Source organism: Streptomyces griseorubiginosus (genome assembly GCF_036345115.1).
GTDB classification, from domain to species: domain Bacteria; phylum Actinomycetota; class Actinomycetes; order Streptomycetales; family Streptomycetaceae; genus Streptomyces; species Streptomyces griseorubiginosus_C.
In genome coordinates, this window is the sequence record NZ_CP107766.1 from 6533494 (window position 1) to 6558765 (window position 25272).

A 25272-nucleotide genomic window follows, 5' to 3' on the forward strand; every position below is an offset into this window, starting at 1 on the left:
GGGCGAGCCCTGCGCGCCCAGCCTAGGCAACGTCATCCGACTTGTCTGGATTTTGGCCTTGCTCTCCTGGACCGACCGACTGCGTCGATTTCTGACCTGTCGGGTGCAGGCGGAGCGCGCTGCTCTCTTGCCACTCTGGACTTGTCGGGGATCGCCGGGCGCACCGGTGGCCTGGCAGGGAGGACTGGCTGATGAACGAGCAGGCCCGCAGGACCATCGCCTCGTACACGACCTACCAGGAGGCGGAACGCGCCGTCGATCACCTTTCCGATCGGGGTTTTCCCGTGGAGAGGGTGGCCGTCATCGGGCAGGACGTGCGCCTGGTCGAGCAGGTGACGGGCCGCATGGGACCTGGCGGGGCCGCGCTGCACGGCGCGGCGAGCGGCGCCCTGGCCGGAGCACTGATCGGGTGGATCTTCGGGCTGCTGAACTGGCTGGACCCGGTCGTGTCGGGACTGCTGCTCGCCCTGTACGGGCTGGTTTTCGGAGCCCTCGTCGGTGCTCTGCTCGGCCTGGTGGTGCACGCGGCCCAGCGTGGCCGCCGGGACTTCGCCTCGGTGAGTTACATGCAGCCCAGCCAGTACGACGTCGTCGCCGACGAAGCGGTCGCCGAGGAGGCGGTGCGGCTGCTGGCCGAACTGCCCACCGGGACCGGCACCAGCACCGGCAGCGGGGCCTGGAAGAGCGGCCGCCCGCGGAGCGGCCCCGCCGTCACCTGAGCGAGTGCGGAAAGCCGGGCGCGTCTCCGAGGACGAGCGGGCCGCCCGTCGCGAAAGGAGTTCCTCATGGCCAAGGCAGTAGGCATCGACCTGGGCACCACGAACTCGGTGATCGCCGTCTGGGAGGGCGGCGAGTCGTCGGTCGTACCCAACAGCGAGGGCAACCGCACGACACCGTCCGTGGTGGCCTTCACCGACACCGGCGAGCGCCTGGTGGGCCAGCTGGCCCGCCGCCAGGCGATCCTCAACCCCAAGGGCACCATCTATTCGGCCAAACGGTTCATCGGCCGGCACTTCGACGAGATCTCCGAAGAGGCCAAGGCCGTCACGTACGACGTGGTCGAGGGAGACGGCGGCGCCGCCCGTTTCAAGGTGCGCGACAAGCTCTACGCTCCCGAGGAGATCAGCGCACAGGTGTTGCGCAAACTCGCCGACGACGCCTCCAAACAGCTGGGCGAGAAGGTCACCGAGGCGGTCATCACGGTGCCCGCCTACTTCAACGACGCCCAGCGCACCGCCACCAAGGACGCCGGACGGATCGCCGGCCTGGAAGTACTGCGGATCATCAACGAGCCGACCGCGGCCGCCCTCGCCTACGGCATGGACAAGAAGCAGCACGAGACGGTGCTCGTCTTCGACCTGGGCGGCGGCACCTTCGACGTCAGCATCCTCGACGTCGGCGACGGCGTGGTGGAGGTACGGTCCACGGCGGGCGACAGCCATCTGGGCGGCGACGACTTCGACCGCCGGCTGGTCGACCAGCTCGCCGACGGGTTCCAGAAGGAGAACGGCATCGACCTGCGCAAGGACCCGCAGGCGCTGCAACGGCTGTTCGAGGCCGCGGAGAAGGCCAAGACCGAGCTCAGCTCGGTGACCCAGACGCAGGTCAGCCTGCCGTTCATCACGGCCGACGCCTCCGGGCCCAAGCATCTGACCGAGACGATCATGCGATCCACGTTCGAACAGATCACCGGCGACCTGGTGGAGCGCTGTCTCGGCCCGGTGCGGCAGGCAATGGACGACGCCAAGGTCAGTGACAACGACATCGACGAGGTCATCCTCGTCGGCGGCTCGACCCGCATCCCCGCCGTCCAGACCCTGGTGCGCAGGCTGACCGGCGGCAAGGACCCCAACATGAGCGTCAACCCCGACGAGGTCGTGGCGAAGGGCGCCGCGATCCAGGCCGGGGTCCTCAAGGGCGAGGTCAAGGATGTCCTGCTGCTCGACGTCACCCCGCTGTCGCTGGGCGTCGAGACACGCGGCGGAGTGATGACGAAGATCATCGAGCGGAACACCACCATCCCGGTGCGCCGCACCGAGACCTTCTCCACCGCCGAGGACAACCAGCCTGCCGTCGACGTCGTCGTCCTGCAGGGCGAGCGTGAGCTGGCTGCCGACAACCGGGTCCTGGGCCGCTTCCAGCTCACCGACATCCGCCCCGCGCCGCGCGGCGAGCCGCAGATCGAGGTCATCTTCGACGTCGACGCCAACGGCATCCTCAACGTCACCGCGCGGGACAAGGACACCGGAAAGGAACAGAGCATCACCATCAGCGAGAGCTCCAACCTCGACGGCAGCGAAGTCGAGCGGATGATCCAGGAGGCCGAACGCAACCGCGGACAGGACCAGGCCCTGCGCGAGGCAGTCGACGCGCGCAACGAACTGGACGCTATCGCCTACCAGGTCGAAAAGCGCCTCGGGGAGCTCGGCGACGCCGCGCCCGCACACGAGAAGGCCCGAGCCGAGATGCTGGTGGCCGAGGCCCGCGACGCGGTCAAGAACGAGGCCGGGGTGGACAAGGTCCGGCCGTTGGCCTCCGAACTCCAGCAGGTCTTCGCGGGCCTCGCGGCCCACCAGGCAGGAGCCGCCGCGGACGGTCCCGCGGGCACCGGCTCGCCGGACGGAGCCGGCCCCGGCGGGGCCACACCGGACGGAGCCGGGGGCGACGACGATGTGATCGACGCCGAGTTCGACAAGGGCTGAGGTGCCCGCCATGCCCATCCCACCCCGGAGCCAAGTGCCCGACCCGCCGCCGGAAGGCGCCGTACAGCCGCCGCGCGGGGACCTCCAGCAGCCTGGACCGCGGACCGAGGAGGCCGAGCCAGGGCCCGACGCCGCAACCGGCACCGCCGCACCCGACGACGAGTACGCGGCAGCGTTGCGCGAGGCCGAGGACAACTGGCGGCGCGCCCTGGCCGACCTCGACAACCTGCGCAAACGCCATGCCAGGGAGCTGGAGCGGGTGGCCGCGGCCGAACGTGCCCGTACGGCTGCGGCCTTCCTGCCCGTCATCGACAACCTGGAACTCGCCCTCAGCCACGCGGGGGCCGCCGACCCCGGTGCGATCGTCGAGGGAGTCCGGGCCGTGCGTGACCAGGCCGTGAACGTCCTGGAGCGGCTGGGCTACCCGCGCCACACAGAGAAAGGTGTGCAGTTCGACCCGGCCCGGCACGAGGTGGTCGGAGTGGTCCAGGATCCCGACGCCGATCCGAACACCGTGGTCCAAGTGCTGCGACCCGGTTACGGGGAGGCCGAGCGGCAGCTGCGGCCTGCCGCCGTGACCGTCGCCAAGCGGGAGTGACCGTCCATGGCACGCGACTTCTACGAGGTGCTCGGCGTTCCGCGCACCGCCGACCGGGACGAGATCCAGCGGGCCTACCGCACCCTGGCCCGCAGGTACCACCCCGACGTCAACAAGGACCCTCAGGCGGAGGAGCGGTTCAAGGAGATCAACGAGGCCTTCAGCGTCCTGTCCGATCCGGAGCAGCGAGCCCGCTACGACCGCTTCGGCGAGGACTTCCGGAAGATCCCGGAGGACTGGGAGGAGCAGGTCGCCGCCGGCGCCGGCGGTGGTTCCCGGTGGAGCACCGGCGGCGGTCCCCGGGTGCGGTACTCCACGTCGGGCTTCGGGGGCGAGGGGGTCGACGTCGAGGATCTGTTCGGCTCGCTGTTCGGCGGTGCCGGACGGATGCGCGTGCCCGGCGCCGACCAGGAGGCCGAACTGCCGCTCACCGTCGAGGAGGCCTATCGGGGCGGCCGCCGTACGGTCACCCTCGCCGGACCGGCCGGGCAGCGGCGCTACCAGGTCGACATACCGCCCGGCACCACCGACGGGCAGCGCATCCGGCTGGCCGGGGAGGGCGGGCGCGGGAGCGGCGACGACGCTCCCGCCGGGGACCTGTACCTGAGGGTGCGGATCCTGCCGCACCCCGAGTTCCGCCTCGACGGCCGGGACGTCCACGTGAAGCTTCCGGTCACCCCGTGGGAGGCCGCGCTGGGCGCGACCGTGCCGGTGCGCACGCCGGGCGGTGCCACGGCGAAGGTGACCGTGCCCGCGGGGTCCTCCAGCGGACGGCGCCTGCGGCTGCGCGGCGAGGGCATGCCGAGCCCGCGCGGCGCTGACGGAGACCTGTACGCGGAGCTGCGGATCATGGTGCCGCCCCGGCTGAACGACCGGGAGCGCGAGCTGCTGGAGGAACTTGCCGCTGTCTCCTCGTTCGACCCCAGGAGGACCTGATGACCGACCGACCGGCCAAGGCCCGCCCGCCCCACGCACGAACGGCCGAGGCGGGCGTGCAGTACGCGATCGTGCCCGTGCCCATGCTCTCCCTGGAGACCGTGGCCCGCCGCTCAGGCCTCCATCCCGACCTGATCCGCCGGTTCGTCGCCCTCGGACTGGTGGACGCCGGTCCTGACGCCTCCGGACGGCTGATGTTCGCCCCCACGGCCCCGGCCGCCCTGGCCCGCGTTCAGCGGCTGCGTACCGGGCTGTGCCTGAACTACGCGTCCCTCGGTCTGGTGCTCGACCTGCTCGACCGCATCAGCCTGCTCGAAGCCGCGCTGCGGCGTGCAGGCATGAGGAGTGATCTACCACCATGGACATGAACCGACTGACCCAGAAGTCACAGGAAGCCCTGCAGGAGGCCCAGAGCGCCGCCGGCCGCCTGGGCCACACCGAGGTCGACGGCGAACACCTGCTGCTCGCCCTCCTGGACCAGGAGGAGGGGCTGATCCCGCGGCTGCTGCAGCAGTCGGGCACCGATCCGGAGGGGTTGCGCGCGGCCGTACGCGAGGAGCTCTCGCGCCGGCCCAAGGTGACCGGCCCGGGCGCGGCGCCGGGCCAGGTCTTCGTCACCCAGCGCCTGGCCCGGCTGCTGGACGAGGCGGAGCGGGAGGCCAAACGCCTCAAGGACGAGTACGTGTCCGTGGAGCACCTGCTGCTGGCGCTGACCGAGGAGGGCTCGGCGACCGCCGCCGGGCGCCTGCTGAAGGAGCACGGCGTGACCCGGGACTCCTTCCTCGGCGCGCTCACCCAGATCCGCGGCAACCAGCGCGTGACCTCCGCCAACCCCGAGGTGGCCTACGAGGCCCTGGAGAAGTACGGCCGTGACCTGGTCTCCGAGGCCAGGGCCGGGCGGCTCGACCCCGTCATCGGACGGGACGCCGAGATCCGCCGCGTCACCCAGATCCTCAGCCGCAAGAGCAAGAACAACCCCGTCCTGATCGGCGATCCCGGCGTCGGCAAGACCGCCATCGTGGAGGGTCTGGCCCAGCGCATCGTGCGCGGTGACGTGCCCGAAGGACTGCGCGACAGGACGGTGTTCGCCCTCGACATGGGCTCGCTCGTGGCGGGCGCCAAGTACCGCGGCGAGTTCGAGGAGCGCCTCAAGGCCGTGCTGAGCGAGGTCAAGGCCGCTGCGGGGCGGATTCTGCTCTTCGTCGACGAGTTGCACACGGTCGTCGGCGCGGGGGCCGCCGAAGGAGCCATGGACGCGGGCAACATGCTCAAGCCCATGCTGGCACGCGGCGAACTCCACATGATCGGCGCGACCACCCTGGACGAGTACCGCAAGCACATCGAGAAGGACGCCGCCCTCGAACGCCGCTTCCAGCAGGTCCTCGTCGAAGAACCCAGCGTGGAGGACACCATCTCCATCCTGCGCGGCCTGCGCGAACGCCTGGAGGTCTTCCACGGCGTCAAGATCCAGGACACGTCGCTGGTCGCGGCGGCGACGCTCTCCCACCGCTACATCACCGACCGTTTCCTGCCCGACAAGGCCATCGACCTCGTCGACGAGGCATGTGCCCGGCTGCGCACAGAGATCGACTCCATGCCCGCCGAACTCGACGAGATCACCCGCCGGGTGACCCGCCTGGAGATCGAGGACGCCGCCCTGTCCAAGGAGACCGATCCCGCGAGCAAAGCCCGCCTGGAGGAACTGCGCAGGGAACTGGCCGACCTGCGCGGTGAGGCCGACGCCAAACACGCCCAGTGGGAGGCCGAACGGCAGGCGATCCGCCGCGTGCAGGAACTGCGCCAGGAACTGGAGCAGGTCCGCCACGAGGCGGAGGAGGCCGAACGCACCTACGACCTCAACCGCGCCGCCGAACTCCGCTACGGCCGCCTCCAGGAGCTGGAGCGCCGGCTCGCCGCGGAGGAGGAACAACTGGCCTCCAAGCAAGGGCAGAACCGGCTGCTGCGCGAGGTCGTCACCGAGGAGGAGATCGCCGAGATCGTCGCCGCCTGGACCGGCATCCCCGTCTCCCGTCTCCAGGAGGGCGAACGCGAGAAACTGCTGCGCCTCGACGACATCCTGCGCGAGCGCGTCATCGGCCAGGACGAGGCCGTCAAGCTCGTCGCCGACGCCATCATCCGTGCCCGCTCCGGCATCCGCGACCCCCGCCGCCCCATCGGCTCGTTCATCTTCCTCGGCCCCACCGGCGTCGGGAAGACAGAGCTGGCCAAGACCCTCGCCCGGGCCCTGTTCGACTCCGAGGAGAACATGGTCCGCCTCGACATGAGTGAGTACCAGGAGCGGCACACCGTCAGCCGGCTCGTGGGCGCACCGCCCGGATACGTCGGCTACGAGGAAGGCGGCCAGCTCACCGAGGCGGTACGCCGCAAGCCGTACTCGGTCGTGCTGTTCGACGAGGTCGAGAAGGCGCACACCGATGTCTTCAACACCCTGCTGCAGGTCCTCGACGACGGACGCATCACCGATGCTCAGGGCCGTACGGTCGACTTCCGCAACACCGTGATCATCATGACGTCCAACATCGGCTCCGAGCACCTTCTCGACGGCGCCACCGCCGAGGGTGAGATCAAGCCGGACGCCCGCGCCCTGGTGATGGGCGAACTGCGCGGGCACTTCCGCCCGGAGTTCCTCAACCGTGTCGACGACATCGTGCTGTTCAAGCCGCTCGGTGAGCGCCAGATCGAGCGGATCGTGGAGCTGCAGTTCGACGAACTGCGCCGCCGCCTCGCCGAACGCCGTATCACCGTCGAACTCACCGACGCTGCACGGGAGTTGATTGCCCACCAGGGCTACGACCCGGTCTACGGGGCCCGGCCGCTGCGGCGTTACATCTCCCACGAGGTCGAGACGCTGGTCGGGCGCGCCCTGCTGCGCGGCGACGTACAGGACGGCTCGCAGGTCCGCGTCGACGCCCAGCACGGAGAGCTGGTGGTCACCTACGACCAGCCCGAGGACGTGAAGGGAGCGAGGGCGGCATGAGTACCGTGCAAGCCACCAACGTCACCTGCCCGCACTGCGGGCGCACCAACCGGGTACCCGTGGCCGCCGAGGGCCGCCCCACGTGCGGCAACTGCAAGCAGCCACTGCCGTGGATGGCCGACGCGGGCGACGACGACTTCACCGAGGTCGTCGAGCAGGCCACCGTGCCCGTCGTCGTCGACCTGTGGGCCACCTGGTGCGGCCCCTGCCGCATGGTCAGCCCCGCACTGGAGAAGGTCGCCACCGACCTCGCGGGAAAGATCAAGCTCGTCAAGGTCGACATCGACAAGAACCCGCGCCTGGCGCAGCGCTTCGAGGTCCAGGCGGTACCGACGCTGCTGGTCCTCGACAAGGGACAGACCATCGCCCGGCAGGCGGGTGCCGCACCTGCCCCTGTCCTGCGGCGGTGGGTGGAGCAGTCGATCGCGGGCCGCGAACCGACCGGGAAAGGGTGATCAGCCATGACCCTACGAACCGACCCCCACCTCGCGCTCGTCCGGCCGGTCCGACCACTGACCCCCGAAGGGTGTCAGGAGTGTCTGCAGCTCGGCTCCCCGTGGGTCCACCTCAGGCTCTGCCTGACCTGCGGCCACGTCGGCTGCTGCGATTCCTCGCCGAACCGGCACGCCCGCCGCCACGCCGCCGCCGACGGCCACCCGATCGCGGCGTCGCTGGAGCCCGGCGAGGACTGGCGGTGGTGCTTCGTCCACGAGGCGTTCGTGTGATGTCCGGCGACGAGACGCGGCCGGGCGCGGCGCCGGTGCCGGACGAGGCGGAGGAGAGTGTCCCCTTCGAGACTCCCGACATCCACGGCGCCTATCCCCGCCTGTCGGACGACCAGACGGCGCGCCTGGCGCAGCACGGCCGGCGGCGCGCCGCCGAGGCAGGTGACGTGCTGATCCGGGAGGGCGAACGGTGCGAGATGTTCTACGTCGTCCTCAGTGGCTCGATCGCCATCGTCGAGGGCTACGGCACACCCGGCGAACGTCTGCTGCGTGTGCACGGTCCTGGCCGCTTCATCGGCGAACTCGGCCTCCTGAACGGCCAGATGGCCTTCTACACCGCCGTGGTCAGGGACCCCGGCGAGATCCTCGCCCTGTCCATGGATCAGCTGCGTGACCTGGTGACCCGGGACTCCACGCTCGGTGACGTGGTGCTGCGCGCCTGCCTGGGCCGCCGCGCTCTGCTCGTCGGGCAGGGAGCCGGTTTCCGCATCATCGGTTCGCGCTATTCGCCCGACACCCGTCGGCTGCGCGAGTTCGCCGCCCGCAACCGGCTGCCGCACCGCTGGATCGATCTGGAGACGGACAAGGAGGCCGAGGCTCTGCTGCGCCGCTTCGGGGTCGGTCCGGAGCAGACGCCGCTGGTGATCTGGCGGGACACCACCCTGCTGCGCAATCCGAGCAACGCCGAACTGGCCCGGCTGATCGGCCTGCCGTCCCTGGGATCGGGCAACGGCCGCGGCGATGTCCTGATCGTCGGCTCCGGTCCGGCCGGTCTCGCCGCCGCGGTGAACGCCGCCTCGGAGGGCCTCGGCACGACCGTGGTCGAGGCGATGGCCACCGGCGGCCAGGCCGGCACGTCGTCCCGCATCGAGAATCTGCTCGGCTTCCCCTCCGGCATCTCCGGCGCCGAACTCACCGAACGCGCCGTGCTCCAGGCGGACAAGTTCGGCGCCCGGATCAGCCTCCCTGCGGAGGCGGCCCGGCTCGAACGGCGGGACGGCCACTACGCCGTCGGGTTCGCAGACGGCAGCGAGATCACCGCCCGTACCGTCGTCCTGGCCACCGGCGCCCGCTACCGCCGCCTCCAAGTGCCCGGCATCGAGCCGTTGGAGGGCGCGAGCGTCCACTACTCGGCGACCGTCTACGAGGCCCAGCAGTGCCGTACCGACCCGGTGGCGGTGGTCGGCGGCGGCAACTCCGCGGGCCAGGCGGTGTTGTTCCTGGCCGGGTACACACCACAGGTGTATCTGCTCGTCCGTGGGCCGAGCCTCGAGGCGCACATGTCCCGCTACCTGATCGATCAGATCGAGCGCCACCCACGGGTGCGCGTCCTGCTGCGCACCGAGGTGACCGAGGCAGTCGGCGACAAGGAGCTGGAGGCGGTCACCGTGGTCGACCACCGTACGGGCGAGCACCGCCACCTCGAAGTGCGGGCCCTGTTCGTCTTCACCGGCGCGGACCCTCACACCGATTGGCTGTCCGGCGCGCTCGCCCTCGACGCGCGGGGCTACGTTCTCACCGGCGCGGAGGCGCAGGCCTGCTCCGTTCCCGAGCTGTGGCAGAGCCAGGGCCGCGACTGCCTGACGTTGGAGACCAGCCTGCCCGGCGTGTTCGCGGCCGGCGACGTCCGCAGCGGCTCGGTGAAGCGCGTGGCCTCCGCGGTCGGCGAAGGCGCGATGAGCATCCACTTCGTGCACCGCTACCTGGGCCAGACGGCCGCACCCGGCGGCACCGACAGCTCCCCGAACACCCGTCCCAAGGAGTCCGCTTGGCTCGCATGACACCCAGCGGGCGACGACATCACGAGAAGGAGAAGGAGGCAGGGGAATGGCCACACCCGTCCGACGCCACCGCGGTGGCGCCTTGCAGGACAGGCCCCTTGGCTGGGCACGCAATCCGCTGACAGAGTTCGACCAACTGCTCAGCGAGATGAGCGGACTGATCGAGTCCACGGTGGGAGGTGCCGCTCCCGCAGTCGTGTGGACACCCCTGGCGGATGTCACGGAGACGGACGACGCCTTCCACGTCGGGATCGAACTGCCCGGCGTCAAGAGCAAGGACATCAACGTCGAAGCGAACGGCCAGGAGCTGGTGGTCACCGGAGAGATCAAGGAGAAGGAACGCAAAGGCGTCCTGCGCCGGAGCACCCGCCGCACCGGAGCGTTCGAGTTCCGGCTGCGGCTGCCCGGAGAGGTCGACACCGAGAAGATCAATGCGCAGATCTCGGACGGGGTGCTCACCGTCACCGTCCCCAAGGCCGAGGTCGCGAAGCCCCGGCACATCGAGATCAGCGAGACGGGTGAAAGCACCGGGAGCAGCGGCTGAGAGGCGAGCGCCGCGGTTCCGGACGCCCGTCCGGCACCGCGGCCGGGCCGGCGAGGCTCGCCGTACGGCGGCGCGACGTCATCCCGTAGGGAGGGATTCCGGCTGCCCCGGCCGCTTCCGCCGTGGGCTCAGTGAGTTCGAGCGGTAGTCCCGGGTGACCCCCATGACAGCGGCGACCGGCACAGAAGGAGGCAGCGATGAAATACGACGGATTCCTCGCCCATGTACGCGAGCGAGGCGAATACAACGACCAGGACGAAGCCGCGAACGTCACCAACGCCGTACTGGAGGTGCTGGCCCAACGGATCAGCCCGGGAGAGGTCAGGGACCTCGCATCCCAGCTGCCCGGCCCGCTGGGACAGGTTCTGAACCAGGCAACGCCCCAGCAGGCGCAGAGCTTCGGGATCGAGGAGTTCTACCGCCGGGTCGCCGAGCGCACCCCTGCCCGGCCGCGCACGGCGCAGTGGGACGCCAGCGCGGTCCTGACCACCGTTGCCGACGCGGTGACCGGCGGTGAGCTGAATCAGGTCATCAGCCAACTCCCCTCCAGCTACGCGGCCCTGTTCGGCAAGGCCGACCTCGCGGACTGAGCCCCTGCCAAGGCCTTCGGCCAGGGGCAGCCCCCTCACAGCAGGAGGTCGAAGACGGCTCGAGCCTCGTCCCAGTGCTGGGTCTGAGGGTTCTTCAGGTCGGGGTGGAGGATCTTGAAGCTCTGGGCAAGGGCCAGGCTGAGTCCGCCGATGATGTCCGGATAGGCCGCCTCGGTCTCCTCATCGGGAGTGCGGTCCAGAGCGGGATGGGTGGCGAGCTGTTCCAGGATCGGCTTGAGTTCCACTTCCTGGTCGATCTTCCTGAAGTGGTGAATGCTTTCCTGCAGGCCTTTCGTGATCGGCAGGTCACAGGTCTGGATGATGTCGCGCCCGTTGGCCTTGGCGGTGGCCTGGGCGACGGTCAGCAGATCGTAGAGCTTGGCGTCGACGAAGTCGCTGTAGCGCTTGAGATCGTTCTTGTCGACGTTCAGACCTGCGGCCGCGCGAAAGAACTTCTCGAATCTGGCGATGGACATCACGGTCATGACGGCAACCTCCGGCTGCGGGAGCCGGGTGGCTCCCGGCCCCTGGGCTTCCCAGCCAGCCTGGCCGACGGGGGCGCGTGAACGCATGCGCATGTGGGGCCCAATTAGCCTCCCTGCATTGCCCTGCCAGGCCCATGCGTTCGACTGTCCGGGTGGTCGGACGGGCGTGCGGCCGACAGCGGGGCCGAGAGCGCTCGGGAGAGGCCGGTGAACGGCAGCCAGGGCTGGTTGACGCGGCCCATCCCACCCATGGGTGTCGCAGCTCTTTGCCGGACTCCGGCTCCCGGGCGGACACGGTGCCGGGGTGCTGCCCGAGCGGGTCTTCGCGGTGGGGGACGCGATTGTGGCCCGGCGCTGGGAACAGGCCCTGTGATCTGGCCGTACGGCCTGCACCTGCCGGCGGGGCCCGGTGTGTCACGCGGCGTCGACGTTACCTGGGCGGCGTCTGTGGGCACTTGGGATCGCGGGACAGCCGACGAGGAGGGTCCAGCCATGCGGGAGTCGTCGCAGGACGTTACGGTCGTGGCTCTCCTGGCGGATCCGGACGCGCCGACGGAGATCGCGCAGCGCATGGCCCGGACCCTTCCGGCTCGGCTCGCCGACAAGTCGGGCCAGGGGCGACGGTTCGACGTCGAGGTGGTCAGTGAGCCCTTCACGTCGGGGACCGAGGACCCGCCCACCTTGATGCGCCGGATCATGGACCGCGGGAGTGCGGAGAACTGGGACATCGTCGTGGCCCTCACCGACCTTCCGCTGCACGCGCACGGGCGCAGGCTCGCTGTGAACCTGAATCACGAACACGGCTTGGCGTTGCTCTCTCTGCCTTCACTGGGAGGCCTGCGGCTGCCGGTGAGGGCCCGTCGGGCCGTCGAAGAAGCCGTGCTCCGCTTGGCGGCTCCACGGACCACCGGGGCGGAAGGACCTCCGCGAAGTCAGCCGCGTCCGGGGCCCTTCGTCCATCGTCTCGCGCCTGTTCATCCGGGCCCACCCGGTGAGAAGGAGACCGACGATCTTCGGTACGTCGTCAACGGGCCGCGCGGTTACCTGCGGGTGCTCGTCGGTATGGTCCGCGCCAACCGGCCGTGGCGGTTGGTGCCGGGCTTGTCGAAAGCCCTGGCGGCCGCACTCGCCACGGGAGCAGTGGCCACCGTGAACTCCACCGTCTGGAGCCTGGCCGCGTCCCTCAGCACGCCACGCCTCGTGATCGCCACGGTCGGATCTGTCGCGCTCATGATCGGCTGGCTGATCGTGGACGCGGAGCTGTGGCATCGATCACCGGAGAGCTCGCCGGAGGCGAGGCAGAGGGCGCGGCTCTACAACGCCTCGACGGTCGTGACCGTGGGGATCGGTGTGCTCGTCTGCTACGTGGGTCTGATGGTCATCAACTGGCTGTGGGCGCTGTTCATCCTCAACGACCAACTGTTCGCTTCCGTGACACGAACCCCCCTGCACGCCGACGAGTATGTGACGCTGTCCTGGTTCGTCGCTTCGGTCGCCACCGTGGGCGGCGCGCTGGGATCAGGCTTGGAAAGCGACGACGCGATCCGGGCAGCCGCCTACTCGAAGCGCGAACAGGAACGTCGCCGCATGCTCCAAGATCACGATGATCCGCCCTCGAAATGAACCGACTACCGGCACGACGAGCAGCGAGGCGTCGGAGCGCGGGGCCGTCAGGAGGCGGCGGAGCGGCCGACGGGCCCCGGCAGGGCGTTCGGGCTAGGCTCACAGGGGTGAGGTGGCTGCGGACCTTCAGGGAGGTCGTGCGATCCGGGCTCACGATCGAGGAGACGCGGCTGGAGCCCCTGCTCGCGCTCCGCACGGCTGCGGGGGTGGCGATCGTCATCGGGCTGGCGCTGTGGCTGGTTTCCCCTGCGTACGCCGCGTCCGCCGCCCTCGGTGCCTACTCCGCGGGTGGGGCCACCTTCCAGCGGACCTGGCGTCCGCGCAAGGTGATCGCGCTCGGTGCGGGCGCGGGTCTGGCACTCAGCACCTTCGTGGGCTATCTGACGGCGGGGCGCCTCGTGACGTTCCTCCCGCTGCTGGCCGTATGGGCCTTTGCCGCGGGGATGGCATGGGCCCTCGGCTCGACCGCCGGCATCGTCGCAGCGACGACGGTCGGCAGCATGCTGGTGACCATCACCCTGCCGACGAGCGTCGGACGAGCCCTGGAACACGCCGGGGTCATCGCGCTCGGAGGCGTGACGCAGGCCGTGCTGATCCTGCTGTTCCCGATCCGCCGTTGGGGGGCGCATCGTGACGCGCTCGCCGACGCCCTGGCCGCCGTGGCGGACTACGCCCGCCGGCTGCGGCAGGACCCGGCCGCCCCGTTCGACCCGGTGCCCTTGATGACGGCCCGGGACGCGGCCGCCGTGACGCCTTCACAGGCCCGCACCCGTCCCCCCGTCCTCCACGGCCCCCGGGGCCTCGCCGAGCGCATTCTGCCGGTCCTCGCCGCGCTCGCCGACCCGGACGTCGGCGCCCCGGCGGAGGGACCCGAGCGGGACCGCGCGCGAGAGCTGCTCGGCACGGCCGCAGACGTACTGGACGCGGCAGCCCGTTCGATCCGCCGCGGCACTCCCGCCGAGGTGCCGCCCGGGAGCGCGGACGTCCTGCGCGTCGACGAGGAGCACGAAGTGCTGGAGGGGCCCGCCCGGCAGGCCGCCGAACGGCTCGTGGAACTGCTCGCCGAGGCGTTGGAGATCGCCGGGAGCGGCGGCGCGCGCGACAGGGCGCCTACGCCGTCCGGCACCGCGGGCGCCCACTTCCGGGTGCGCCCGACGATGTTCCGGTTGCTCCCGGTCGTCGTCCGGGCCGTCCGCCGTGAGCTCCGCCGGGACTCGCCCGTGTTCCGGCACGCCGTCCGCCTGGCGGCGGTGGCCACGCTCGGCTATCTCATCGCTTCCCGGCTGCCCGTGGGCCACGGCTACTGGGCGCCCATCGCCTCGGTGATGGTGATGCGGCCCGACTTCCACCGGACGTATGCGCGCGCGGTGGGCCGCTTCGCCGGGACCCTGGTGGGGGTGGCGCTCGCCACCGCGATGGTGCGGGCCCTGGGCCCGGACGCCCATGTGTTCGGCGCGCTGGCGGTCGTCTCGGTAGGCCTGTCGTACACGCTGAACCGTACCGGCTACGCCTACTCCCAGTGCTTCACTGCCGCGTACGTCGTCTTCCTGCTCGGCATGGGCGGCCAGGCATGGGAGCAGACGGTCCCGGAGCGGGTCGTGCTCACCCTGCTCGGCGGGGCCTTGGCCATGCTGGCGTACCTGGTGTTCCCCGCATGGGAGACCCCCCGGCTGCCGGGCCGGCTCGCGGACTGGCTCGCCGCCGACGGCCGCTACGCGGCCGCAGTGCTCCGCAGCCACGCCGAACCGACCCGGGAGCATCTCGCCGACATGCGCAGGGCCCTGCTGGCCAGCAGGGAGGCACGTGCCGCCTGGCAGGAGGCGTACGACCAGGCAAAGCAGGAACCGGTCCGCCCCAGAGGTCTGACATCGCGCGAGGCGGAGCAGGCGCAGGACGCACTCGAGGAACTCGACCGGGCGGCGATGCTCATGGAGAGCCATGTCCCACAGGCCGACAGCCGTTCCACCCCCGAGGCGGAGCGGGTCGCAGAGGCCTTGGAGGCGGACACAGCGCAGGCGGCAGTCGACGTGCGGGAGCACAGGAATCCGGACTGGGGGCGAGTGGAGGAAGCGCTCGATGCGTGGGACGGAGCCGCATCCGGGGAGCGGAACCCGGTGCTACGGCGCGGGGCGGAACTACAGAAGCGGGCCCTGGAGGACCTCACGACAGCCGTGAGCCGCACACCCCTGGAACGGGACATCGGCTCCGCTCGCGAGGAGCAACGGGTGCGGGCGGCCGTGGCTGAAGGTGACGGATCGGGACCCGCGCACCGCTGTGGGTGACGGTTCAGGCCACGGGGAGCGCCGCACCTCCTGGAGCGGCTAGTGGTCTCCCGACGGCGTCGAGCACCGCCATACGTACCGTGAGATGGGTTGCACTGGGGCGTCGAACTGCTCGGGCCTGGCAGGGCTGCTCTCCGGTTGGTGTGTCGGCATGCCAGGGGTGCCCCTGCCTGTCGCGCGGCGTGTGCGGGCGAACGGGGTGGACGAGCGGACCCCTCTTCGGGGTGGCAGCCTGAGGAAGCGGCGATGCGCGACATCACCGAGGCCTACCGGCGGCAGGACAGGCGTTATGAGGCAGCCCGACGCGATACGAACCGCAGGAACCTGCGGCCTTGCCGCAGCGGCGTGAAGGGATGGCGGGGCCCGTGCCGGGCCCGTTGCTGAGTGGCGGGCGCAGCGGGCCGGAGGACGTGAGCACTGGAGGTGTGCGATGAGTGCCGACCGCTCCCACGAGAGCTCTGGTGGTCATGTACTGGTCCTCGCAGCCGGCTCTTCGAGCCTGCACATCGCTCTGTTCGCGGCGGACGGTGAAATGGTGGCGGCTCGAGACGCCTCGGAGTCCCCGGGGCCTGCTTCGGTGGTTGAACTGCGGAACTTCCTCAGGGAAGCGCCCGCTCCTGCGTCGGTCGGTCACCGAATCGTCCACGGCGGCCCGCACCTGCCCCGACATACGCTGATCGACGCACGCGTACGGGCTCTGCTGGCGGATGTCGCCGACCTCGCACCGCTGCACGTGACCCCTGCCCTGCCTGTCGTTGATGCCGCACGAGAACTCCTGCCTGACGTTCCTCATGTCGCCTGCTTCGACACTGTCTTTCACAAGGACCTGCCAGCAGAGGCGCGCACGTACGCCGTGCCGGAGAGATGGCGAGCCGAATACGGGCTGCGCCGGTACGGCTTCCACGGGCTTTCCTACGCGTGGGCACTGCAGAGGACGGCGCAGGCCCTGGACCGACCCGTCGGCAACTTGCAGGTCGTGCTGGTGCACCTGGGCGGCGGCTGCTCGGCCTGCGCCGTCCGGAACGGACGCAGCGTGGACACCACCATGGGCCTTACGCCGCTGGAAGGCCTGGTGATGAGCCGGCGCAGCGGCAGCCTCGACCCCGGCGCCCTGCTGTGGCTGCAGCGGCGGCACGGTCTGAGCGCGGACGAATTGGATGCCGCACTCCACCGGCATTCCGGTCTGCTCGGCCTCTCCGGTACATCGGGAGACACCCGGGACCTGGTGCGTGCCCGCGCGGAGGGTGATGCCGCGGCCGCGTTGGCGCTGGCGACGTTCACACTCAGCTGCCGCAGGGGCATCGCCTCGATGGCCGCTTCGCTGGACCGGCTGGACGCGCTGGTCTTCACCGGGGAGATCGGCGAAGACCAACCCGAGGTACGCGAAGAGATCTGCTCGGGCATGACTGTTCTCGGTATACGAGGCGGGCTACTCGTCCCCGAACTGGAAGATTTGATGCGGGAAGGCCTCCGACGCATCGATCAGGCGGGGAGCGGTGTCCCGGTCCTCGTGGTCGCAACCGGCGAGACACAGCAGATCGCCGCCGAGACGCGACGTGTGCTCGGCATGTGACTGGCCAAGACAACTGCCGGCACATCTGCCTGGCCCGCGCAAAGAACCGGCCTCCTGTGCCAGGACAACACGCGGGGAAGTGGAGACGTCTGGTCCTGTATGTCATCCCCCGTCCGGTCACGGGGCTTTAGGGCCACTGGCCCGTCAGCAGAGCTCCGTACCTCCCCTTCGAACGCCCTTGGGGCGCCCTGCGCCACCGACTGGCTCGCCGCCCTCGGCATCCCGGTGCTGGTCACACGAGGCTTCAGTTCGCAGTCGACATCGTTCGGGCGCGTACCGCCCGTGATCCGCGCCCCGCAGTCCTGCTGAAGGTCCCGATGTCATCGCCAGCCACATGCGCACTCAGCAACGCCTTGAGGTGATCGGCGCACGCCTTCCTCTGTCTGGCCTTCAAGGACTGAAGCGGGCGGCCTAACGGTTGGCCGCAATGGAACTCGGCTAGGCTCGGCGTTGCCGTTTGACCTATGGTCACTGCCATAGAGGCTCCGCCCCGGCGCCCGGGGCGGAGCCTCTGCGCGTTGGAAGCGGAATCCGCTGCGCGCGGGTTCGATTCCCGTTTTTGAGCTGGCGCGATCGTCCTCTATGCCTTCGGCGCGACCCTGTCGGGCCTCATTGAGGCCGAGTTGAGGCCGCAAGGACAGGAACAGACTGACAAGGGCTGACTGGCCCAAACACGGATAACCGCATCTGAGCTGTGAAAACGTCAAGAATGAGCGTTGATCGGCAAGGACCGCCAAGATCCCCAAAGGACTCATAATCCGTCGGCCGTGGGTTCGAGTCCCACCCGCCCCACTGTGCACGTCCCTGACCTGCGGAAACGTATCGTCCGGGTGGGGATTCAGGTCAACTCTGGGGCCGTAGGCGTTAGTTCGAATCGGGTTGGCACGCTCCGTGGGGGCCAGTGCGCTTCCACGGTCGGAGGTCGGCCGGCGTGTGACGGCGATCGGCCGGAGCGGTGTCATCCGGCTTCGCGGTGCGCTTCCGTGGCCGCGCCGCCGGTCGGGGCGAACTTCGACAGGAAATCCCTGAGCTTCCGCTCCAGCGATTCGGGGCCGTGGTGCTTGGGGTCCAGCGCGGCCACGACGCCCAGTCCGTTCACGAAGGTGACAGCCGTCTCCACCAATGCCGCGACCCCGTGCTCCGGTCCCAGGAAACCGGCCACCACCGCCTCTTCGACGAGCACGCGCACGTCGTCGTGGAAGAGGTCGTGTTCCTGGCGAACGGACTCCGCGAGTGACGGATCGTCTGCCACGCGTCCCATGAAGGCGAGCCAGATCTGGAAGTCGATGGTCGAAGCCTCGTCGACCGGCAGAGCTCGCAGGAGTACTCCTACCAGCCGGTCGAGCGCGTTGAGCTGATCGTTCCCGACGGGAAAGTGCTCCCGCTCGCGGCTGAAGGCGAGCCGGTAGGCGAACAGGAGCATCTCGTCCCGGGTCTTGAAGTAGTGGGCGACCGAGCCGTAGGTCCATCCCGCTTCGGCGGCCACCGCACGGATCGATGCGGCGTTCACCCCGTCGCGTTGCACCACCGACCACAGTGCTCGGGCCAGGTCGGCTCGGCGCGCTTCATGGTCGACGATCTTCGGCATCGGTTCCCTCCCGGCCCTGCCCGCGTAGTGCTCCCTCATGGGAAAGCGCGGTCAGCCTACTGGCGCCCCTCACCGGATCGCCGTCCGGGCGACGCCGGCGCCGGCCTGTGACGGACAAGTAAAAACACGCCCGACCGTACCGCGCCGTCCCCGGACCCGACCCGGCGGTCGACCGTCCGTCGAGCGGATCCAAGTCACCTTCCGGGCAGGCGATTTGGTGACGGTACAAGCCCGGGACCCGGCCCGCGGGACCGGCGTCACTCACGGGCCCGGACCGGCGGGCGGTCGTACACAGCACCGCTGGGCCTCTGGACAACGCGAGGACCCCTGCCTTATATCTGACACTGTCAGAAAAAAGGGCGGGTCACCCGCCCCCTGCCGACGCGGACCCACGAAGCCGCAGGCAGAGCTTCTTCGAGTCGCCGGATCCCGTATCCACGCGGACTTCCCATAGGGCGTCGCGGCGACCGCCGAACGTCACCACGCCGTTGCGTACGACGCCGCGCGTCGCTCGTCGGCACCCGTAGGCACCAGGTCGAAAGGACATGCCATGGCCTTCACTCTCGCGACCGTCGCACCCGCGGAGGAGAAGCACCTGCGAGGGCGAGATCCGTGGCGCTCCATACCCGCCGGCGCGGACGTCGTGAGGACGGCCGCCGGCTTCGAGTTCGTCACCTACGACAGTTGCGTCGCCCTGCTGCGGCACACCGGTCTCGGAACAGGTCTCAGGGAACTGTTCGAGTCCGTCGGCGTGACCGACGAGGTGATGATCCGCAACGCCGAGACCAGCGTCAACGGAGCCGAAGGACCGGACCACATGCGCCTTCGGGCCGCCATCGGGTCCTTCCTCACCCCGTCGCGGATCGAAGGGCTCCGGTCGGAGGTCCGCGTGATGATCGAGGACCTCCTCGACCGGGCGGGCACGGCGGGCGACTTCGACATCGTGGACACGGTGCTGCGCCACATCCCGGCCCGGTTCTTCGCGATCCTGCTGGGCGTCCCGCTGAGCGACAGCGACTTCATCACCTACGTCTCCGACTCGGTGGTGAAGGTGTTCTCCATGGACCCGGCCACCAGGGACGAGGTGGAGGCCGCGCAGCGGGAGGCGGACGACTGGGTCGAGAGGATCGTCGCCGACGGACGTGAGGACGCGGACAACCTCATCGGCCACCTCCTCAGGCAGCAGCAGGCGGGTTCCCTGACCCTGGACGAGGTCCACAACGCGATCAGCATCATGCTGGCCGCGAGCACCGAGACGACTCAGGGGCTGATGGTCCACATCGTCGCGGCCTTCGCGGACCATCCCGACCAGTGGGACCTCGTGCGCGCGGACCCGTCGCTGGTGCCCGGTGCGGTCATCGAGGTCGCACGGTGGAACCCCGCGTCGATTCCGACGTTCCGGGTCGCGCTGGAGGACGTCGACATCGACGGGATCCGCATCCCGCAGGGCGCGCACGCCTTCGCGGTGGTGATGGCGGCCAACCGCGACCCGAAGGTCTTCGACGCCGCCGACGCCTTCGACGTGACGCGCAAGGCCCCGCGCCAGCCGCTGAACTGGAGTGTGGGTCGCCACTTCTGCATGGGCCGGATGGCCGCCGTCATGGAGTGCGAGGAACTGATCCGTGCGATGTCCTCCCGCTGGCGCCGGATCGAGCGCGTACCGCTGACGGCCGTAGGCGAACCCGAGTTCTTCGCCGAGCTGGGCCCGCTCCGCGTCCGCGTCACGCCTGCCTGATCGCACGGTCCACCCCGGACACACCTGGAACCGAACGGAGCGTGACCATGAAGAAGATCGACGTGAACTCTCCCGCCTGCATCGGAGCGGGCATGTGCACGGCCGCGGCGCCGGCCGTCTTCGACCTCGGAGAGGACGGGCTCGTCGTACTGAACGACCCCTCGGGTGACGTTCCCGACGACATGGCGGAAAGCGTCGACAACGCCATCGCCGTATGCCCCGCCCAGGCGATCAGGTGGCGGGAGTGAGCCCCGGGAGCAGAGCGCGGCGTGTCTGTGTCATCGGCGCCGGCGCCGCCGGACTGGCCTGTGCCGAGCGTCTTCGCGCACTCAGCGCCAGCGTGTCGATCACCGTGATCGACGCCGACGCCGATCAGCCCTACAACCGCCCGCCCCTGTCGAAGGACGTTCTCAGCGGGCGCGTCGACGCCGCGGAAGCCCGTCTGCGCAGCGATGAACAACTGGCCGAGCTGCGCATCGACCTGCGCGCGGGGTCACCCGTCGAGCGGTTGGACACGAGGACACGGACGGTGGTGGTGACCAAGGGCCAGCCGGTCCCGTACGACGATCTGGTGCTCGCACCCGGCTGCACCCCGGTCACCCCCTGGCACGAGAGTGCCCCGTGGATCCGCACGCTGCACTCGCTCGCCGATGTGCGCGTGCTCCGTGACGACCTTGTCCTCCCCAGCAGGGTCGTCATCGTCGGAGGCGGCCTGATCGGGCTCGAAGCGGCCGCGGTCCTCCGCGGGCTCGGCCACCGCGTGGTGGTGGTCGAAGCAGGGGAGGGTCCGCTCCAGCGCATTGTCGGGTCCCAGGTCGCCGCGTGGCTGGAGGGCCGCCACCGCGAAGAGGGCGTGGAGTTCGAACTGGGGCGCCGGGTCGTGGCGATCTCCGGAAGCGCCGACGCCGGCGTGGTCACGCTCGACGACGGCCGGAGGGTGGACGGCGACGTCGTGGTCTGCGCCGTCGGGGTCCGCCCGGCCACACAGTGGCTCGTGGGCAGCGGAGTCGAGCTGGGCAACAGGGGGGAGATCCTCGCCGACGAGCGTCTCAGGACGACGGCCCCCGGCGTGTGGGCGGCCGGTGACGCGGTGTCCTGGCCCAGTGCCTCGGCAGCACGCCGTCTGCGCGTCGAGCACTGGACCTGCGCCAGGGAGCAGGGCCGCCATGTCGCGGAGCAGCTCCTGGCCGCGGACGCGGCGCGGACCGTGGCCTTCGACACGGTCCCCTACTTCTGGTCCTCCCAGTACGGCGCCCTCCTCCAAGGAGCCGGTTCCTTCCACGGCGACGAAGTGATCGTCGACGGGCCGTCCACATCGCCGGCCGGCCTCGTCGCCCGCTACCTCACCGACGGCACACTCACCGGCGTCCTCACGGTCGGCAGTCCCCGGACCTTCCAGGAACTCAGGTCCCGACTGCCCGGTGGCCCGCTCGCCACCCCCTAGTTCACGACACCCGCCCCGTGTGATCCATCCCACCACATAACTCCCATGTGCCGGTTTACAGCTCATGGCCGATCAACGGCATATGGGAGTCTCGTCCCCGAGAGGAACACGATGAAGCAAGGGGTTGCAACAAGCAGCGCAGACGGCCGGTCCCCGACACAGGACGGGCTCAAAGCAGGAGCCATGGGCGTCTGGGGGGTCGTCTTCCTGGTGATCTCGGCGGCCGCACCGCTCAACCTCATCGCGGGTTACGGACCGCTGGGGTACATCGTCGGAGGTGTCGGCGCCCCGGCCGGATTCCTCCTCGCCGGGCTGGTCCTCGCCCTGTTCGTCCTGGGCTTCATGGCGATGACCCGCCACGTCGACCGCCCGGGCACGTTCTACGCGTACATCGAGGCAGGTCTGGGACGCCGGTTGGGCGGGGCCGCCGCCGCGGTCGCGCTCTTCGCCTACCTGGCCATCCAGATCGGTGGCTCAGGCATCCTCGCCACGGTGACGCAGTCCCTCGTCGACCACTTCTTCCACATACACCTGCACTGGTCCCTCTACGCGATCGTGTTCATGGTGCTGGTGTGGTACCTGGGCCGCCGCGGAATCGACGTCGGCGCCAAGGTCCTCGCCGTGCTTTTGCTCGCCGAGGTCGGCATCCTCACCGTCATCACCGTCGGCGTCCTCGCCCACGGCGGAGCCCACGGTTTCAGCGGCGCCTCCTTCGCACCCCACAACGTGTTCACCGGCGGGATGGCCGCCTCCTCCCTCGTGTGGTTCGGCGCCTTCATCGGTATCGAGTACACGGCCGTCTACCGCGCCGAGACCCGGAATCCCGAACGCACGATGCCCCGGGCGGCCGTCATCTCCCTGTCGTTCCTCGCCCTGTTCTACTGTCTGGTGTCCTGGGCGATCATCCAGGCGTTCGGGACCGCCGACCTCGCCACCGCTGCCGGCACCCATCCGACCGACATGGTGTTCATCGTCGCCGACAAGTTCGTCGGCCCGTGGGCCGGCGACGTGACGCAGGTCCTGATGGTCACCAGCACCATCGCCTCCTCCCTCGCCTACTTCAACACCATCAGCCGCTACGGACACGCGATGGCGCACGACGGACTGCTTCCCGCTCGTTTCGGGCGAGTGCATCCGGTCCACCGCTCGCCCGTCGCCGGGAACTACCAGGCCGTGATCGCTCTGGTGGGCGTGGTGTTCTTCGCCGTCGCCGGTCTGGACCCCTACACGAAAATGGCGGTGTGGCTGAGCACACCGGCCGTGCTCGGACTGATCCTGCTGATGGTGCTGACGTCCGTGGCCGTCGTCGTCTTCCTGCGCGGGCGCACGTCCGACAGTCGGCCCTCGCCCGTGATCATCGGTTCCAGCGCCCTGGCCGCCGTACTGCTCGCCGGCGTCCTGTACCTGCTCATCGACAACATCACCCTGATGACCGGCTCCAACGGCAGCGTCAACATCCTCACCTCCGTCACCCCGTTCGCCATCCTGGTGATCGGACTGGCCGCGGCCTGGCGACGGCGAGGCACTCTGTCCCGGCCTGCCCCGGCACCGGCCGACCCGACACCCCTGCCGACCAGCACCGTGCCCGCGGTCGGGGACGCCGACTGACGGCATCGACCTCCTGAGTTCCGTGGACGACGGACAGGGTCCAACCCTGTCCGTCACCGCTGCCGTACGACCCGAAGGAGCCCGCATGCCCACCGCCGACCTCATCGTCACCGGCGGCTCTGTACGCACCCTCGACCCCGAGCGCCCGCACGCGTCAGCGGTCGCCGTACGCGAAGGGACGATCGTCGCGGTCGGTGAGCAGGACGTCGTACGCGACTGGCGCGGTCCGGCAACCGAGGTCGTCGACCTGGCCGGGGCGTGGCTGGTGCCGGGTCTTGTGGACAGCCACAGCCACCCGGTGTGGGGCCTGCACCTGACCACCGGACTCGACCTGGCGCAGGTCGGCGACCTCGACGGGCTGCGCGCGGCGCTCGTCTCGGCCGAGCGGATCGACGGCTGGGTCGTCGGCTACGGCCTGGACCACAACGTCTTCGGGGGCCGGCCCGTCGACCGTGCCCTGGTCGAGGACGTCCTGGGGGGAGCCCCGGCTTTCCTGCGCCTGTACGACGGCCACTCCGCCCTCGTCACCGGTACGGCCCTGAAGGCGGCGGGCGTCACCGGGCCCCGCAGCTTCGCCCAGCGGGCCCACCTCGCGACCGACGCCGACGGTCGGCTCACCGGGCATCTGGTCGAACACGCGGCGATGGATCTGGTCGACGCCGTTCTGCCGCGCCCGTCGTACCACCAACGGCGGTCCCGGCTGGTCGAGTTGCTCTCCGAGATGGCCGCCACCGGCCTCACCGGGGCCCACGTCATGGACGCCGCTGACCTCGAACTCGTCGGTGCGGTGGCCGAGGAGACCGTGCTGCCCGTGCGGCTCAGGTTCGCGCCCTGGTGCATGCCGGGCGCGGACGAGGAGGCGCTGGAGGCACTCGTCGCCCTCCAGGGACGTGGCGGACGGCACTGGCGGGTGGGCGGCGTGAAGTTCTTCATGGACGGCACCGTCGAGGGCGGCACCGCCTGGCTGGAACACCCGGACTGTCACGGCCAGGGCACCGAGGCGTTCTGGCCCGACCCGGGCGCGTACAGCGAGGCCGTACGGTTTCTGCACCGGGCCGGTGTGCGTACGGCGACCCACGCCATCGGGGACGCGGCGGTACGGCACGTCCTCGACACCGTCGAGTCGCTCGGGCCGGACGCGCGCCTCGCGCACCGCGTGGAGCACATCGAGTCGGTGCCCTCCGAGATGGTCAGCCGGTTCGCGCGGCTCGGTGTCATCGCCTCCATGCAGCCCCCGCACAGCGACTACACCCGCGCCGACCACACCGACGAGTGGTCCCGACGGCTGGGCGGGACCCGTGCCGCACGGGCCTGGCGGCTGCGCGACCTGCGGAACGCGGGGGCCGTCGTCGCCCTCGGCTCGGACTGGCCCATCGCCCACCACGACGCCCGCGCGGTCCTGGCCACCGCACGGTCCCCGCGCGGAGCGGCCGCCGCACGCACGGGGCTGACCGGTCTCCAGGCGCTGGAAGGCTGCACCACCCACGCCGCCCTCGCCGCCGGGGAGGCCCACGTGGCCGGACGGATCGCGGTCGGCTTCCGGGCCGACCTCACGGCACTCGCCGTCGACCCCGTCACGGCCCCCGCCGACGAGGTGGCTCACGCACCGGTCCAACTCACCGTCACCGGGGGGCACATCGCGCACCGTGGTGCCTGACTTCGCGGAACTCAGAACGCCTGTTGCCAGGGGAAACCTTTGGCGAGACTTGGCAGGTGGTGGATTGATCATGGTTCTGGCTCACCGGAAGATTCGGTGAAATTTATAGAGCAGGGGCAAGCCATGGTGATGACGGTCAGGTCGGTCATAGGGCGCGTGCGTGGACAAGGGGCAAGAACAGCTGGAGGTAGGACAGTTCTGGGGAAAGGGGGAATCCCCGGCGAGCGGAGTGTCGGCCGTGTCCCTCAACGTGATGGCAGTGAATCCGACCTCGGCGTCCAGCTGCATGGAGTTGTGGCCTGATGGCTCGTCACGGCCCAGTCCGGGATCTGTGATCAACTGCCACTCCGGACAGACCCTTCGTGGGCGGGCGTTGAGCCATTACAAGATCTCGTACAACGGG

The 25272-nt window shown here is 70.1% G+C and carries 21 protein-coding genes; 19 read left to right on the forward strand and 2 right to left on the reverse strand.

The window, feature by feature from the left end; genetic code table 11:
* The first annotated feature begins 191 nt into the window (after positions 1–191).
* The 11 genes from OHN19_RS29570 (at position 192) to OHN19_RS29620 (ending at position 10874) form a co-directional block, all read left to right on the forward strand.
* On the forward strand, positions 192–719 hold the full coding sequence (locus OHN19_RS29570; protein ID WP_030323718.1) for a general stress protein: 528 nt from the start codon (positions 192–194) through the stop codon (positions 717–719).
* Positions 720–785: 66 nt separating this feature from the next.
* Entirely contained in the window at positions 786–2702 is a 1917-nt protein-coding gene (gene dnaK, locus OHN19_RS29575; protein ID WP_030323716.1) for a molecular chaperone DnaK, read from the forward strand.
* A 10-nt stretch (positions 2703–2712) separates the two neighbouring features.
* Complete coding sequence (gene grpE / locus OHN19_RS29580) at positions 2713–3300, forward strand: nucleotide exchange factor GrpE (protein ID WP_330267112.1); 588 nt, start codon at positions 2713–2715, stop codon at positions 3298–3300.
* A gap of 6 nt (positions 3301–3306) precedes the next feature.
* Positions 3307–4236, forward strand: a complete 930-nt coding sequence (locus OHN19_RS29585; RefSeq protein ID WP_330267113.1) for a J domain-containing protein — start codon at positions 3307–3309, stop codon at positions 4234–4236.
* Positions 4236–4604 (forward strand): chaperone modulator CbpM, encoded by a 369-nt coding sequence (locus tag OHN19_RS29590; protein ID WP_030323709.1) that lies wholly within the window; start codon positions 4236–4238, stop codon positions 4602–4604. Before OHN19_RS29585 ends, OHN19_RS29590 begins: the two co-directional genes overlap by 1 nt.
* Positions 4595–7234: an ATP-dependent chaperone ClpB gene (clpB, locus tag OHN19_RS29595; RefSeq protein ID WP_330267114.1), complete on the forward strand. Its 2640-nt coding sequence runs from the start codon at positions 4595–4597 to the stop codon at positions 7232–7234. Before OHN19_RS29590 ends, clpB begins: the two co-directional genes overlap by 10 nt.
* Positions 7231–7689, forward strand: coding sequence for a thioredoxin (gene trxA / locus OHN19_RS29600; RefSeq protein ID WP_330267115.1), 459 nt, complete (start codon positions 7231–7233; stop codon positions 7687–7689). Before clpB ends, trxA begins: the two co-directional genes overlap by 4 nt.
* A 6-nt stretch (positions 7690–7695) precedes the next feature.
* Complete coding sequence (locus OHN19_RS29605; RefSeq protein WP_031036564.1) at positions 7696–7959, forward strand: UBP-type zinc finger domain-containing protein; 264 nt, start codon at positions 7696–7698, stop codon at positions 7957–7959.
* A complete protein-coding gene (locus OHN19_RS29610; protein ID WP_330267116.1) occupies positions 7959–9740 on the forward strand; it encodes an FAD-dependent oxidoreductase in 1782 nt (593 codons plus the stop codon). Before OHN19_RS29605 ends, OHN19_RS29610 begins: the two co-directional genes overlap by 1 nt.
* Positions 9741–9786: 46 nt before the next feature.
* Positions 9787–10284, forward strand: a complete 498-nt coding sequence (locus tag OHN19_RS29615; RefSeq protein ID WP_030323698.1) for an Hsp20/alpha crystallin family protein — start codon at positions 9787–9789, stop codon at positions 10282–10284.
* 197 nt (positions 10285–10481) lie between these two features.
* Complete coding sequence (locus tag OHN19_RS29620) at positions 10482–10874, forward strand: DUF2267 domain-containing protein (RefSeq protein WP_030323694.1); 393 nt, start codon at positions 10482–10484, stop codon at positions 10872–10874.
* Positions 10875–10909: 35 nt separating this feature from the next.
* Here the strand turns inward: OHN19_RS29620 and OHN19_RS29625 are convergent, their stop codons facing one another.
* Positions 10910–11359 (reverse strand): DUF1931 family protein, encoded by a 450-nt coding sequence (locus tag OHN19_RS29625; RefSeq protein ID WP_030323692.1) that lies wholly within the window; start codon positions 11357–11359, stop codon positions 10910–10912.
* 369 nt (positions 11360–11728) lie between these two features.
* Here OHN19_RS29625 and OHN19_RS29630 point away from each other — a divergent pair, with 369 nt between their 5' ends.
* The 3 genes from OHN19_RS29630 to OHN19_RS29640 all read left to right on the forward strand — a co-directional run bounded on the left by OHN19_RS29630 (position 11729) and on the right by OHN19_RS29640 (position 16837).
* Positions 11729–12982: a hypothetical protein gene (locus tag OHN19_RS29630; RefSeq protein WP_330267117.1), complete on the forward strand. Its 1254-nt coding sequence runs from the start codon at positions 11729–11731 to the stop codon at positions 12980–12982.
* Between the two features lie 107 nt (positions 12983–13089).
* Positions 13090–15264, forward strand: coding sequence for an FUSC family protein (locus tag OHN19_RS29635; protein ID WP_030323688.1), 2175 nt, complete (start codon positions 13090–13092; stop codon positions 15262–15264).
* A gap of 430 nt (positions 15265–15694) precedes the next feature.
* Positions 15695–16837 (forward strand): acetate/propionate family kinase, encoded by a 1143-nt coding sequence (locus OHN19_RS29640; protein ID WP_030323686.1) that lies wholly within the window; start codon positions 15695–15697, stop codon positions 16835–16837.
* Positions 16838–17795: 958 nt separating this feature from the next.
* Here the strand turns inward: OHN19_RS29640 and OHN19_RS29645 are convergent.
* Complete coding sequence (locus OHN19_RS29645) at positions 17796–18425, reverse strand: TetR/AcrR family transcriptional regulator (protein WP_330267118.1); 630 nt, start codon at positions 18423–18425, stop codon at positions 17796–17798.
* A 550-nt stretch (positions 18426–18975) separates the two neighbouring features.
* On the opposite strand from OHN19_RS29645, the gene OHN19_RS29650 reads away from it, so the two are divergent.
* The 5 genes from OHN19_RS29650 (at position 18976) to OHN19_RS29670 (ending at position 24869) form a co-directional block, all read left to right on the forward strand.
* Positions 18976–20160: a cytochrome P450 gene (locus OHN19_RS29650; protein WP_330267119.1), complete on the forward strand. Its 1185-nt coding sequence runs from the start codon at positions 18976–18978 to the stop codon at positions 20158–20160.
* 47 nt (positions 20161–20207) lie between these two features.
* Positions 20208–20408: a ferredoxin gene (locus OHN19_RS29655; protein WP_330267120.1), complete on the forward strand. Its 201-nt coding sequence runs from the start codon at positions 20208–20210 to the stop codon at positions 20406–20408.
* The gene (locus OHN19_RS29660) at positions 20375–21604 is read left to right on the forward strand and encodes an NAD(P)/FAD-dependent oxidoreductase (RefSeq protein ID WP_330267121.1); all 1230 of its coding nucleotides are present in this window, start codon (positions 20375–20377) and stop codon (positions 21602–21604) included. The genes OHN19_RS29655 and OHN19_RS29660 overlap by 34 nt, the downstream gene beginning before the upstream one ends.
* 183 nt (positions 21605–21787) lie before the next feature.
* A complete protein-coding gene (locus OHN19_RS29665; RefSeq protein WP_330267122.1) occupies positions 21788–23212 on the forward strand; it encodes an APC family permease in 1425 nt (474 codons plus the stop codon).
* 85 nt (positions 23213–23297) lie between these two features.
* Positions 23298–24869, forward strand: a complete 1572-nt coding sequence (locus OHN19_RS29670; RefSeq protein ID WP_330267123.1) for an amidohydrolase — start codon at positions 23298–23300, stop codon at positions 24867–24869.
* Positions 24870–25272: the final 403 nt, after the last annotated feature.